Below are 13,044 nucleotides of genomic sequence, written 5' to 3' on the forward strand. Positions count from 1 at the left end.
AGTCAATCGACGAGGAGCTAAGAGAGATATGAGCAGCCTGCAGAGCGTGACCGCACTGGGCACGCACCCGACCGCCGGTTCGAACGCGAGCCGGGCCGAGACCCGTGAGCAGCTGGCGAAGGCCACCTACGACCTGCTGGTCATCGGCGGTGGAATCCTGGGCACCTCGGTGGCCTGGCACGCCGCGCAGTCGGGTCTGCGGGTCGCCATGGTGGACGCCGGCGACTTCGCCGGCGCCACCTCCTCGGCCTCCTCGAAGCTCGTCCACGGCGGCCTGCGCTACCTGCAGACCGGTTCGGTCAAGCTGGTCGCCGAGAACCACCACGAGCGCCGGGTGCTGGCCAAGGACGTGGCCCCGCACCTGGTCAACCCGCTCACCTTCTACCTCCCGGTGTACAAGGGCGGCCCGGTGGGCGCCGCGAAGCTGGGTGCGGGCGTGTTCGCGTACTCGGCGCTGTCCGCCTTCGGCGACGGCATGGGCAAGATCATCTCCCCGGCCCGTGCCGCCGCCGACAACCCGGGTCTGAAGACGGACGGCCTCAAGGCCGTGGCCGTCTACTACGACCACCAGATGAACGACTCGCGCGTCGCCGTCATGACGGTCCGCGCGGCCGTGGAGTCGGGCGCCGTCGTCCTGAACCACGCCGAGGTCACCGGCCTGCGCATGACGCGCGGCCGGGTCTCCGGCGCCGAGCTCAAGGACCGTCTGGACGGCACCGAGTTCGGTGTGGACGCCCGCGTCGTGCTCAACGCGACGGGCCCGTGGGTGGACCACCTGCGGCGCATGGAGGACAAGCACTCGATGCCGTCCATCCGCCTGTCCAAGGGCGCGCACATCGTGATGAAGCGCAAGTCGCCGTGGAAGGCCGCCATGGCCACCCCGATCGACAAGTACCGCATCACCTTCGCCCTGCCGTGGGAGGACCAGCTGCTGCTGGGTACCACGGACGAGGTGTACGAGGGTGACCCGGCGGACGTGCGCGCCACCGAGGCCGACATCCAGCAGATCCTGGACGAGGCGGCCTTCTCGGTGAAGGACTCCGACCTGGACCGTTCGCTGATGACGTACGCCTTCGCGGGCCTGCGGGTACTGCCCGGCGGCCCCGGCGGCGTGGAGAAGGCCAAGCGCGAGACGGTCGTGTCCGAGGGCGCGGGCGGCATGCTGTCGGTGGCCGGCGGCAAGTGGACCACGTACCGGCACATCGGCCGCGTGGTCATGGACAAGCTGGCCAAGCTGCCGGGGAGCCCGCTGACCGAGGACATGGAGCCGGTGAAGTCCCTCGTACGGCGGATCGCGCTGCCCGGTGTCGCCAACCCGAACGCGGTGGCGCACCGGCTGCTCGTGGACCGCGATCCGGGCTCGCGGATGGACCCGCTGACCGCGCGCCACCTGGCCTCGCACTACGGCTCGTTGGCCTTCGACATCGCGCGGCTCGCGAACGAGGACCCGGCGCTGGCCGAGCGGATCCACCCCGACGGTCCGGAGATCTGGGCGCAGGTCGCCTACGCCCGGGACAACGAGTGGGCCGAGACCGCCGACGACGTGCTGCGCCGCCGTACGACGGTGACGGTCCGCGGCCTGGACAGCGCCGAAGTGCGCGGCCGGGTAGAGGAGATGCTGGCCGGGAAGGCATAACCGCGTCCGCGGACGGGCAGGGGGGCGGTTCCGAGGGGAACCGCCCCTCTGTCGTGGGCTGTGGCTGGCGTCGTATCAAGGCTTAGGCTGACCCACGTACGCAAGGGAACTTCGGAAGGAGACCTGGGTGATCGAGCTTGAGGGCGTGCCCGAGCTGATCGACCCGGTCATGGTGGCCGCGTTCGAGGGCTGGAACGACGCGGGTGACGCGGCCTCCGGTGCGGTCGCACACCTGGACCGGGAGTGGAAGGGCGAGGTCTTCGCGGCTCTGGACGCCGAGGACTACTACGATTTCCAGGTCAACCGGCCGACGGTGTGGCTGGACAACGGGGTACGGAAGATCACGTGGCCGACGACCCGGCTGTCGGTGGTCCGCATCGGCGGCACCAAACCGCGCGACCTGGTACTGGTGCGCGGGATCGAACCGTCCATGCGGTGGCGGTCGTTCTGCAACGAGATCCTCGGCTTCGCCCATGAGCTGGGCGTGGAGATGGTCGTCATCCTGGGCGCACTGCTGGGTGACACCCCGCACACCCGGCCGGTGCCGGTCAGCGGGGTGACCTCGGACGCGGACCTGGCGCGGACGATGGACCTGGAGGAGACGAAGTACGAGGGGCCGACGGGGATCGTGGGCATCCTGCAGGAGGCCTGCACCCATGCCGGGGTGCCGGCGGTGTCCCTGTGGGCGGCGGTGCCGCACTACGTGTCCCAGCCGCCGAACCCGAAGGCGACGCTGGCCCTGCTCAACCGTCTGGAGGATCTGATCGACATCCGGATCCCGCTGGGCGAACTGCCCGAGGACGCGCGGGCGTGGCAGCTGGGCGTGGACCAACTCGCGGCCGAGGACAGCGAGGTGGCGGAGTACGTCCAGACGCTGGAGGAAGCCCGCGACACCGCCGACCTGCCGGAGGCCTCGGGCGACGCGATCGCCCGCGAGTTCGAGCGGTACCTGCGCCGGCGGGACCCCGCTGCGGGCCCGGAGACGGCCACGGACACGGGCTCGTACTTCCGGGACCTGTCCGGTGGGCGCCCCCAGCCGAAGCCGAAACCGGACGACGCGGCGGGCTCTGACGACGCGTCCGGGCCCGACAGCACCGCGGAGGGCACCGGGGAGGGCGACGCGGACACGCCCTAGGAGGGCGGTGGCGGCGCAGTCCAGGACCGCCGTCCGGCTCCGTGAACGGAGAAAGCGCGCCCCGGCCGGGGCGCGCTTTCTCCGTTGCTGCCGGTCGGTACTAGAGGGCTACGCCCAGCAGGGCGTCGACCGTGCGGGAGACCAGGCCGGGGGCCGACTCGTCGTCGCCGTCCGAGGCGATCTGGAGCTCGGCCCAGCGGTCCACGGCGGCGAGGGCCGCGGGGGCGTCCAGGTCGTTGGCGAGGGCCTCGCGGACCTCCTCGACCAGGGCGTCGGCCGGGATGCCGTCCGGGCGGGAGACGGCCGCGCGCCAGCGCTCCAGGCGGGCCACCGCCTCCGCGAGGACCGCGTCGGTCCACTCCCAGTCCGCGCGGTAGTGGTGCGAGAGCAGGGCCAGGCGGATCGCCGCCGGGTCCACCCCGGCCCGCCGCAGGGCGGAGACGAAGACCAGGTTGCCCTTGGACTTCGACATCTTCTCGCCGTGCAGCGCGACCATGCCGGCGTGTACGTACGCCTTGGCCATCGGGAACTCGCCCGTCAGCACCTGGGCGTGCGAGGCGCCCATCTCGTGGTGCGGGAAGACGAGGTCGGAACCGCCGCCCTGGATGTCGAAGGTCATCCCCAGGTGGTCCAGGGCGATGGCCACGCACTCGATGTGCCAGCCGGGCCGGCCGCGGCCCAGCGAGCCGCCGTCCCAGCTCGGCTCGCCCGGGCGGGCGGCCATCCACAGCATCGGGTCGAGCGGGTTCTTCTTCCCCACCCTGTCGGGGTCCCCGCCGCGCTCGGCCGACAGCAGCCGCATCGCCTCGGCGTCCAGGTTGGACACCTTGCCGAAGTTCGCGTCGGACTCCACCGAGAAGTAGACGTCGCCGTCCAGCTCGTAGGCGGCGCCCGCGTCCCGCAGTCGCTCGACCAGCGGCACGATGCCGGGTATGGCCTCGACGGCTCCGATGTAGTGCTGCGGCGGCAGCATCCGCAGGGCGGTCATGTCCTCGCGGAAGAGCGCGGTCTCGCGCTCGGCGAGCTCGGTCCAGTCCTGGTTGTCGCGCAGCGCCCGCTCCAGCAGCGGGTCGTCCACGTCCGTGACGTTCTGGACGTAGTGGACCTGCCGCTTGGTGTCGAGCCACACGCGCTGCACGAGGTCGAACGCGTTGTAGGTCGCCGCGTGACCGATGTGGGTCGCGTCGTACGGGGTGATTCCGCAGACGTAGATACGGGCGACGGGACCGGGGGCGAGGGTGATCGTCCCCTGGGTCGCGGTGTCGTGGATCTGGAGGTCGCGGCCCTTGCCAGGCAGGGCGGGGACCTCAGAAGCGGGCCAGGCATGCATGTCTCGAGCCTAACCGGACGGGTGTTCCGAAAACGAACCGGACCTGCACTGTTGTCTCGATCAGCACTCTTGCGCCATGGCTGGTTCTGTGCGTGTGGGCCCCGGCCGGCTCCGCTGCGCTCGGCTGCGCACCGGCCGCCTCAGACGGGCGGCCACGGGATCGACGGCCACTGCCCGGAGGGCTGCGGATGCCTCCCCGTGCTCAGCAGAAGGGCCACGCGCGCCCGTACGGCGGCCAGCTCGTCGGCGGTGACCAGTTCCGCCAGCCGGGTGGCGAGGGGCTCCCGCGGGGCCAGTGCGGCCCCCAGGTCGGTCAGCACGGACCGCGCCTCGCCGGTCAGCGGCTCCCCCGCCCACCCCCACAGCAGGGTGCGCAGCTTGTCCTCGGTGTGGAAGGTCACTCCGTGGTCGATGCCGTAGAGCCGGCCGTCGGGCGCGGGCAGCAGGTGGCCGCCCTTGCGGTCGCCGTTGTTGATCACGGCGTCGAGGACCGACATCCGGCGCAGCCGTTCGTCGTCGGCGTGGACGAGCAGGGCGGTGCGGCCCTCCCCGACCTCGGCGAAGGCGACGGGCTTCCAGCCCTCCCCCGCCTCCTCGCCCTCCACGAGTGCGAGCAGTCCGGCCTCGGGGGCCTCCCCCGTCTCGATCCACTGCTGGACCATGCCCTCGCCGTACGGTCCGTCGCGCAGCACGGTCGGCGGCACCAGCCCCCATCCGGTGGCCTCGGAGACCAGGTAGGCGGCGACCTCGCGCTGGGCGAGGTTCCCGTCGGGGAAGTCCCACAGCGGGCGCTCGCCCTTGACCGGTTTGTACACGCAGTCGGCGCTCACGCCCTCGTGCGTGACGCTGCACAGCAGGACGGCGTTGGACGCCTCGCGGATCCGGCCGACGACGGTGAGCTCCCCGTGGGCCAGCAGTGCTTCCAGTTCCCCCGTGGACCTCACGCCTGGCGCCGGTAGCCGTTCTGGCGCGGGCAGACGTGCCCCTCGGGGTCCAGCGGCAGGCTGCACAGCGGGCAGGGCGGCCGGCCCGCGTTGACCACGTCCAGGGCCCGCTTGGCGAAGGCCCGGGCCTGGGCGCCGGAGAGGCGCACGCGCAGCATCGGCGGCCCGTTCTCCTCGTCCTGGAGGAGCCGCTCCTCCGCCTCGGCGAGGTCCTCCTCCGAGTCGGCGTCGAGCTCCACCAGCGCCTGCGCCTCGACGATCATGCGCTGGTCCTCGCCGTCCCAGGCCAGGGCCATGGTGCCGACGCGGAACTCCTCCTCGACGGGAACGTCCAGGGGCGCGGTGTCGGTCGCCTCGGCGGGGGCGACGGCCGGGACGGGGGCGTTGCCCCCGGTGCGCCGCACGACCTCGTCCAGCAGTTCTTCCATCCGCTCCGCGAGCGCCGCGACCTGGGTCTTCTCCAGGGAGACGCTGGTGACGCGGGGGCCGGTGGAGGCCTGCAGGAAGAACGTACGGCGTCCAGGCAGGCCGACCGTGCCGGCCACGAAGCGGTCCGGCGGGTCGTAGAGGAACACCTGACGGGGCACGTCCAGTCTCCAAGTGTCCGGGGTCCCCCGACGGAGTCAGGGGGAGGCAGGGGCAGGGCTGCGCCCATGTGTTGGCCCGTCCACCCTACTGCGCCGTTCGATCACACCGCGCCCGCACCGCCCCCCACGACCGCCTGCCCGGCGTCCGCGGCCGCGTCCGGGGCTGCCGCGGCATCCTCCGCCGGGGTTTCGCGCGGTACGAACGAGGCGAAGTCCCCGGTGTCACCGAGCCGGAGCAGGAACGGCCGGGTCGGCGTGTAGCGGATCGCGGTGACCGAGCAGGGGTCGACGTGGATCCGCTGGAAGAGGTCCAGGTGCATACCGAGGGCGTCCGCGACAAGGGACTTGATGATGTCCCCGTGCGAGCACATCAGGTACACGGCGTCGCTGCCGTGCTCCTCCTCGATCCGCGCGTTCCAGTCGCGTACGGCGTCCACCGCGCGGGCCTGCATGGCGCGCATGGACTCGCCGCCGGGGAAGGCGGCGGCCGACGGGTGCTGCTGGACGATGCGCATCAGCGGTTCTTCGGACAGCTCGGAGAGTTTGCGGCCCGACCAGTCGCCGTAGTGGCACTCGCCGATCCGCTCGTCGGTGTGCAGGACGAGCCCCGGCCTGGCCGCCAGCAGCGGCGCGAGGGTTTCGGCGCACCGCTCCAGCGGGCTGGAGACGGCGGCGGCGAGCGGTACCCCGGCGAGCCGCCCGGGCAGCGCGGCGGCCTGTGCGGCGCCGTGCTCGTCCAGGGTCACTCCCGGGGTCCATCCGGCGAGCAGCCCTGCGGTGTTGGCGGTGGACCGCCCGTGTCGTACGAGGATCAGCGTGGCCATGCCGCCACCCTATGCGGCCCGGCCGGTGTGCGGGCAGGCGCTGGGCAGGGAACAATGCGCGGGTGATTGTCGACTGCGCGATGTACCGGGGCGGCCGCCGCTCCGAGGCTCCCGAGGACTTCTCCGACGCCCTGGACGAGGCGCGGGCCTCCGGTGACGCTTTCCTCTGGGTCGGCATGCACGAGCCGACGGCGAAGGAATTCGAGCACGTCAGCCAGGAGTTCGGGCTGCACCCACTGGCGGTGGAGGACGCGCTGACCGCCCACCAGCGGCCGAAGCTGGAGGTCTACGACGATTCGCTCTTCGTGGTCCTCAAGCCGGTGATGTACGACGACCGCTCCGACACGGTGACCACGGGCGAGCTGATGGTGTTCATCGGCGACTCCTTCGTCGTCACGGTCCGGCACGGCGAGGGGGCCGCGCTGGCCGCCGTGCGCCACCGGCTGGAGCAGGAGCCCGACGTACTGAAGCACGGTCCCACGGCGGTGCTGTACGCGGTCTCGGACGCGGTGGTGGACCACTACATCGAGGTGGCCGCCGAGCTCCAGGCGGACCTGGAGGAGCTGGAGGCGGAGGTCTTCGCGCCGAATTCCGCGGACACCAAGAACACCGCCGCGCGGATCTACGGGTTCAAGCGGCAGGTCCTGGAGTTCCGCCGGGCCACGAGTCCGCTGCTGCAGCCCATGGACCGCCTCGCCTTCGGGGACGTGCCCTTCGTCCACGAGCACGCCCAGCCGTTCTTCCGCGACGTCGCCGACCATCTGACGAAGGCGAACGAGTACATCGAGGGCCTGGACCGGCTGCTCTCGGACGCGCTGGCCGCGCACCTGGCGCAGATGGGCGTCCGGCAGAACGACGACATGCGCAAGATCTCGGCCTGGGCGGCCATGGCGGCGGTGCCGACGATGGTGGCGGGGATCTACGGCATGAACTTCGACCACATGCCGGAGCTCAGGCACCGGTGGGGCTATCCACTGGTGGTCGTGGTGATGGTGGCCGTGTGCCTGGGCCTGCACCGGATGTTCAAGCGCCGCGGCTGGCTCTAGGGCCTGGCGAACCGGCGCTCGAAGCCAACCCGGCTCTAGGCGAACTCCGGCGCCGCGGTCGCCGCGCCGCCCAGCGCGTCGCGGTGCTCCGGCGGGCGCAGGGAGACCATCCGGTGCCAGCCGCCGAAGCGCTCGTACGCGTACGCGCCCCGGATCCCGGCGGCCAGCGCGGCGGCCTTCGGTGCGGGCCAGTCCAGCAGCCGCCCCATGCGGGCCATGACGGCGAGGCTCACGTCGCGGTAGACCGCGATCTCGGCGAGCGCGCTCTCGCGCAGGACCCGGTGGATGGTCCGGGCGTGGCCGGCGCCGGCCAGGCGCAGCAGCTCCTCGTGGCAGTAGGCGAGGTGGTTGTCCTCGTCCGCGCTGATCATGCGGACGGCCCTGCCGAGGTCGGGGTGGTCCCCGAAGTGCCGCAGCAGCATCAGCATCTGCTCGGAGGCGCGCTGTTCGGTGACCCGGCTGTGGGCGAGGTAGACGACGACGTCCTCCTCGCTCAGGGTCCGCCCGCCGCGCAGCTTCTCGTGGCTCAGGCCGATGCCGCGCCGTTCCAGCAGCATCGTGTAGTCGGTCTCCGGGGGGACGGGGACCGGGGCGAGGCCGCGTTTGCGCAGCAGCGCGTTGAAGATCCGGCCGTGCTTGTCCTCGTCGGCACCGTGCCGGGTGATCTTGGGCGCGAGGTCGCGCATGGAGTCGGGGACCAGGGCCGCGATCCGGGCGTTCTCCCAGCCTCCCTGGGACTCGCCGCCGGCGGCGATGGAGCAGAACAGCTGGAAGGAGCCGTCGTGGTCGACGATCTCCCGGAACAGGGCGCGCGCAGAGAGCATGCGTCGAGTCAAAAGCCGATTCCGGGACCGGGCAACCGGATGCGGCGTACGGCTCGGCCGAATGGATCCGCCCCGGCTGGTGGGAGAGACCGGTGAGTGCGACCGGCGGGAGGGACCGTGCGTGGGGCAGGGGCGGGACAGGGGCGGGACCGGTGGGCAAGACACCCGCCCCGAGGGCGTAACCCCGGGGGCACCCCGCGCGTTGTTGGCTGTGTCGGCCGTGGCGGGGAAGACCCCCCGAGCCCCCACCACGGCCGCAGAGCCCGCTCGCCTGACCCGGTCGGCCCTCAGACGGATTCGTCCGTCGCTCTGCCGAACCGGTCAGGCGAGGCCGGCCCGCTCCATCGCCTCGACACCCGTCCGCAGCGCGGTGATCCGCTCCTCCAGGGTGAAGCCGGCCGGGGCGAGCGTCAGGGTGGTGACCCCGGCCTCCGCGTAGGCCCGCATCCCGTCGGCGATGCGCTCCACCGGGCCGAGCAGGGTGGTTGAGTCGATCAGCGAGTGCGGGACCGCGGCGGCCGCGCCCTGCTTGTCGCCCGCCAGGTACTTGTCCTGGACCTCCACGGCTTCCTTCTCGTAGCCCATGCGCTGGGCCAGCTGGTTGTAGAAGTTCTGCTTGCGGCTGCCCATGCCGCCCACGTACAGGGCGGTGTAGGGGCGGAACATGTCCGCGAGCCCGGCCACGTCCTCGCCGACGGCCAGCGGCACCGTCGGGCAGACGTCGAAGCCGTCCATGGTCAGCCCGGCCTTCTCGCGGCCCGCCCGGATGTGGGTCAGGGCGGTGGCCTCCAGGTGCTCGGCGGCCGGGAAGATCAGCAGCGCGCCGTCGGCGATCTCGCCGGTCTGCTCCAGGTTCTTCGGCCCGATCGCCGCGATGTAGAGCGGGATGTGCTCCCGCTCGGGGTGCACGGTCAGCTTGAGCGGCTTGCCGGGGCCGCCGGGCAGCGGCAGGGTCCAGTGCTCGCCCTCGTAGCTGAGGCGCTCGCGGGTCATCGCCTTGCGGACGATCTCCACGTACTCGCGGGTCCGCGCGAGCGGCTTGTCGAACTTCACGCCGTACCAGCCCTCGGAGACCTGCGGTCCGGAGACGCCGAGACCGAGCCGGAACCGCCCCTTGGTGAGCGAGTCGAGGGTGGCGGCCGTCATGGCCGTCATGGCGGGCTGGCGGGCCGGGATCTGGAGGATCGCCGAGCCGACGTCGATCCGCTCGGTCTGGGCCGCGACCCAGGCCAGGACGGTCGGAGCGTCGGAGCCGTAGGCCTCCGCCGCCCAGCAGACGTCGTAGCCGAGGCGGTCGGCCTCCTGCGCGACGGCCAGGTTGTCGGCGTCCATGCCAGCGCCCCAGTAGCCGAGATTGATGCCGAGCCGCATATGTCGTCCCCTTACCGGTTTACCGATCAGTAACGTAGGTCTGCGGGGACTGTAGCGCGCCCGGGTGTCCCACGTCAGTGCCGCAGTAGTCTCAGCCCTCATGGAGCAGAGGCATCTCGGCCGCACCGGCCTGCGCGTCTCCCGGATCGGTCTCGGCACACTGACCTGGGGCCGGTCGGCGGACGGACCGGACGAGGCGGAAGCGGCCGCGCAGTTGAAGGCGTTCTGGAACGCGGGCGGCACGCTCGTCGACACCGCCGACGTGTACGGGGGCGGGGAGGCGGAGTACCTCCTCGGACAGTTGATCGGTTCCGTGGTCCCGCGGCGGGATCTGGTGATCGCGACCAAGGCGGGCGGGGTGGCGGACCCGGACCGGCGCTTCGACGGCTCGCGCGGACACCTGCTGTCCGCCCTGGACGACTCGCTGGCCCGGCTCGACACCGACTACGTCGACCTCTGGCAGGTCCACGCCTTCGATCCGTGGACCCCGCTGGAGGAGACCCTCCAGGCGCTGGACATCGCGGTGAGCAGCGGGCGGGCACGGTACGCGGGGGTGTCGAACTTCAGCGGCTGGCAGCTGGCGAAGGCGGCGACCTGGCAGCTCGCCGCGCAGGGGGTACGGACCCGGCTGGCCTCGACGCAGATGGAGTACTCCCTGCTCCAGCGGGGCGTGGAACGCGAGGTGGTGCCGGCCGCGCTGGACCTGGGCGTGTCCCTGCTGCCCTCCTCCCCCCTGGGCCGGGGCGTCCTGACGGGCAAGTACCGGGCCGGTACCCCGGCTGACTCCCGCGGCGCCTCGGAGACGATGGCGGCGTTCGTGGACCCGTACCTGGACGAGGCGGCGAGCCGGATCGTGGACGCGGTGGCGACGGCCGCCCACGGCCTCGCGGTGACCCCGCTCCAGGTGGCCCTGGCCTGGGTCCGCGACCGCCCGGGAGTGGCCGCGCCCATCGTCGGCGCGCGGACGTCGGCGCAGCTCGGGGCGGCTCTGTCGGTGGAGACGCTTAGTCTTCCGATGGAGATCCGCCAAGCGCTGGACGACGTCTCGGCGCCCGTCCACCGCTACCCCGATCAGGACTGGAGCACCCTGTGAGCGAGACCGCTGCCGCGGAAGAACCGGCCACCCCGGACGAGGAGACCACTCCGCGCACCGAGTCGGTCACCCCCGCCGCGCCGGCCACCGCCGACGACAGAGGCGCGGACAGCTCCGGCGAAGCCGGGGTCGGGGAAGGCCCCGCAGGGCACACCGACGCGGAACCCGAGGCGGCACCGGCCGACACCGAAGCCGACGCCACGGCGGAGTCGGCCACGGCCGAGCCGGCCGCGGCGGAGGCCAAGCCACAGCTCAGCGAGGCCGCCGCCGAGCTGGCCGCGCAGAAGATCGAGCGGGAGCGCATCGCCCGCCGCAAGGCCGAGCGCGAGGCCCCCGTGGAGGCCGGGGCCAAGCTCAGCGGCCCCGCCGCCGACCTGTTGGCCGCCGTACGGGCCGTGGAGGGCGGCGGCAAGCCCCCAGCCGTGTTCGACGCGCCCCCGGCGCCCCGCCCGACGGTCCCGGCACCCGCGCCCGCGCCGGAGCGCGCCCCCGTGGCCGCACCCGCGCCGACGGCACCGCCCACCCCCTCCCCCGACGCCGTCCAGGCGCTCCGCGCGGTCCTCACCCGGGGCGGCGCCCCCGAGGCCCTCGTCCCGCAGGCCGTCGCCGCCCTCGGCGAGGACGCCGCCGCGCAGCTCTCCGAGTCCCCCTGGCGGCTGCTGGCCGTCGCCGGGGTCCGCCCGACCCAGGCCGACGGGTTCGCCCGCGCCCTGCTCGGCGCCGACGCGACCGGCTCCGGCGACGAGCGGCGGGCCGCCGCCCTGGTGGGCTGGCTGCTGGCCCAGGCCGCCGCCAAGGGGCACACCGTGCTGGACGCCCCCACCCTGGAATCGGCGCTCGCCCAGTACGGCGTGCCCGACCCCGCCGGGGCGCTGGAGGCGGCCGTGGGCGAGGGAGCCGTGCTCGCCTTCGAGGAACCGGTCGGTCCGCCCGTCGGGGAGGACGAGGAGCAGCCCGTACAGGTCCTGGTCGGGCTGGAGGGCTCCGCCATGGCCGAGGAGAGCCTGGCCGAGGGCCTGGCCCGCCTCGCCAACACCTTCACCGGCCCCGCCGACTGGGACAAGGCCGCCACCGGTACCGGCGCCGAGCTGATCCGCGCGGCCGCCGGGCACGGCCTGGTCACCCACACCGGCGGCGAGGCCGCCCGCGCCGAACCCCGCGCCCTGCTCGCGGCCGCCCGGGAGTTCGGCCTGCGCGCCGTCCTGGCCGCGCACGCCCCGGCCGCGGACGCCGTCACCGTTGCCGGTCTGCTCGCCGGCGCCGAGGGACCGGGCCGGGACGCGGACGGGCAGTTCGCGCTGGACCTGCTCATCGTCCTGGACACGCCGCAGCTGGACGTGGAGACGGCCGCCGCGCTGGTGGAGTCGGTTCCCGACGGGGCCCGACTGGTGCTGTCCGGCGACCCCGCGGTCCTCGGCTCCGCCGGACCCGGCCGGGTCTTCGCCGATGTGCTCGCGGCCCGCGCCTGCCCCCAGCTGGTCTCCCGCGTCCCCGACCCCGGCCCGATCGGCGAGCTGGTCTCCGGGGTCGGCATCGGGGAGCTGAACCAGGTCGACGCCCCCGGCAAGGAGGTCGTCATCGTCCCGGTCCGCGACGCCGGGGAGGCGGTGCACCGCACCGTGCAGCTGGTGGCCGAGTCGGTGCCGCGCGCCTTCGGCATCCCGGCGGACGCGGTCCAGGTGATCACCCCGGGCCACGGCGGTGCGGCGGGCACCCGTGCGCTCAACGCCGCCCTCAAGGAGCGGCTGAACCCGGGGCCCGGCCGATTCGGCGGCTTCGACCCCGGGGACCGGGTGGTCCACGTGCCGTCCGCCGGGCGGGCGCTGCCGGCCCGGGTGGTGTCGGCCGACGCGCAGGGGCTGCACCTGGACGCGGGTGCGGGCACACGGATCGTCGTACCGAAGGAGCGGGTGGAGTCCCAGGTGCGGCACGGGTGGGCCGTCACGGCGCACCAGGCCGTGGGGGCGCGTTGGCCCGCGGCGGTCGTCGTACTGCCCGGTGACGCGGCGCAGGCCCTGTCCCGGGACTGGGTGTACACGGCGTTCGGGCGGGCCGAGCGGCACCTGTCGGTGGTGCACGGGGTGGACCAGGCGCTGGCGCACGCGGTCGCGCAGGTGCCGGCGAAGCCCCGTACGACCCGGCTGACGGGGCTGCTGCGGGCGCTCGTGGCGTCGGCGGCGGCACAGCCCGAGTAGCGGACGCGCCGCGGCCCCCGTCCCGGGCGGGACGGGGGCCGCGGCTTCCTGCGCACGGA

General features: G+C 73.4%; 11 protein-coding genes. 5 read left to right on the top strand and 6 right to left on the bottom strand.

What is annotated here, in order from left to right; translation table 11 throughout:
• The first annotated feature begins 28 nt into the window (after positions 1-28).
• On the top strand, positions 29-1,636 hold the full coding sequence (locus OG389_RS08135) for a glycerol-3-phosphate dehydrogenase/oxidase (RefSeq protein ID WP_328297788.1): 1,608 nt from the start codon (positions 29-31) through the stop codon (positions 1,634-1,636).
• A 127-nt stretch (positions 1,637-1,763) separates the two neighbouring features.
• Positions 1,764-2,771: a PAC2 family protein gene (locus tag OG389_RS08140; protein WP_328297789.1), complete on the top strand. Its 1,008-nt coding sequence runs from the start codon at positions 1,764-1,766 to the stop codon at positions 2,769-2,771.
• Positions 2,772-2,871: 100 nt separating this feature from the next.
• On the opposite strand, the gene mshC is transcribed toward OG389_RS08140, so the two are convergent.
• The 4 genes from mshC to OG389_RS08160 form a co-directional block, all read right to left on the bottom strand.
• Positions 2,872-4,101 carry a cysteine--1-D-myo-inosityl 2-amino-2-deoxy-alpha-D-glucopyranoside ligase gene (gene mshC, locus OG389_RS08145; RefSeq protein WP_328297790.1) on the bottom strand — a complete coding sequence of 410 codons (1,230 nt, stop codon included), beginning with the start codon at positions 4,099-4,101 and terminating at the stop codon, positions 2,872-2,874.
• A 140-nt stretch (positions 4,102-4,241) separates the two neighbouring features.
• Positions 4,242-5,078, bottom strand: coding sequence for an SCO1664 family protein (locus tag OG389_RS08150; protein ID WP_328303594.1), 837 nt, complete (start codon positions 5,076-5,078; stop codon positions 4,242-4,244).
• On the bottom strand, positions 5,042-5,632 hold the full coding sequence (locus OG389_RS08155; RefSeq protein ID WP_328297791.1) for a DUF3090 domain-containing protein: 591 nt from the start codon (positions 5,630-5,632) through the stop codon (positions 5,042-5,044). The genes OG389_RS08150 and OG389_RS08155 overlap by 37 nt, the downstream gene beginning before the upstream one ends.
• 101 nt (positions 5,633-5,733) lie before the next feature.
• A complete protein-coding gene (locus OG389_RS08160; RefSeq protein WP_328297792.1) occupies positions 5,734-6,456 on the bottom strand; it encodes a histidine phosphatase family protein in 723 nt (240 codons plus the stop codon).
• Between the two features lie 11 nt (positions 6,457-6,467).
• On the opposite strand from OG389_RS08160, the gene corA reads away from it, so the two are divergent.
• The gene (gene corA / locus OG389_RS08165) at positions 6,468-7,502 is read left to right on the top strand and encodes a magnesium/cobalt transporter CorA (RefSeq protein ID WP_328297793.1); all 1,035 of its coding nucleotides are present in this window, start codon (positions 6,468-6,470) and stop codon (positions 7,500-7,502) included.
• A gap of 35 nt (positions 7,503-7,537) precedes the next feature.
• On the opposite strand, the gene OG389_RS08170 is transcribed toward corA, so the two are convergent.
• Both OG389_RS08170 and OG389_RS08175 read right to left on the bottom strand, forming a co-directional pair.
• Entirely contained in the window at positions 7,538-8,326 is a 789-nt protein-coding gene (locus OG389_RS08170) for a ferritin-like domain-containing protein (protein WP_328297794.1), read from the bottom strand.
• A 321-nt stretch (positions 8,327-8,647) separates the two neighbouring features.
• On the bottom strand, positions 8,648-9,697 hold the full coding sequence (locus OG389_RS08175; protein WP_328297795.1) for an LLM class F420-dependent oxidoreductase: 1,050 nt from the start codon (positions 9,695-9,697) through the stop codon (positions 8,648-8,650).
• A 100-nt stretch (positions 9,698-9,797) separates the two neighbouring features.
• On the opposite strand from OG389_RS08175, the gene OG389_RS08180 reads away from it, so the two are divergent.
• A complete protein-coding gene (locus tag OG389_RS08180) occupies positions 9,798-10,790 on the top strand; it encodes an aldo/keto reductase (RefSeq protein ID WP_328297796.1) in 993 nt (330 codons plus the stop codon).
• Entirely contained in the window at positions 10,787-12,985 is a 2,199-nt protein-coding gene (locus tag OG389_RS08185; protein ID WP_328297797.1) for a helix-hairpin-helix domain-containing protein, read from the top strand. Before OG389_RS08180 ends, OG389_RS08185 begins: the two co-directional genes overlap by 4 nt.
• Positions 12,986-13,044 lie beyond the last annotated feature (59 nt).

Source organism: Streptomyces sp. NBC_00435, from assembly GCF_036014235.1.
GTDB lineage: Bacteria > Actinomycetota > Actinomycetes > Streptomycetales > Streptomycetaceae > Streptomyces.

Bases quoted from the DNA above. Each gene is read 5' to 3' on its own strand.
- OG389_RS08175 (WP_328297795.1), bottom strand. From the start codon at position 9,697: ATGCGGCTCGGCATCAATCTCGGCTACTGGGGCGCTGGCATGGACGCC.
- mshC (WP_328297790.1), bottom strand. From the start codon at position 4,101: ATGCATGCCTGGCCCGCTTCTGAGGTCCCCGCCCTGCCTGGCAAGGGC.
- OG389_RS08135 (WP_328297788.1), top strand. From the start codon at position 29: ATGAGCAGCCTGCAGAGCGTGACCGCACTGGGCACGCACCCGACCGCC.
- OG389_RS08180 (WP_328297796.1), top strand. From the start codon at position 9,798: ATGGAGCAGAGGCATCTCGGCCGCACCGGCCTGCGCGTCTCCCGGATC.
- OG389_RS08170 (WP_328297794.1), bottom strand. From the start codon at position 8,326: ATGCTCTCTGCGCGCGCCCTGTTCCGGGAGATCGTCGACCACGACGGC.
- corA (WP_328297793.1), top strand. From the start codon at position 6,468: ATGCGGCCCGGCCGGTGTGCGGGCAGGCGCTGGGCAGGGAACAATGCG.
- OG389_RS08160 (WP_328297792.1), bottom strand. From the start codon at position 6,456: ATGGCCACGCTGATCCTCGTACGACACGGGCGGTCCACCGCCAACACC.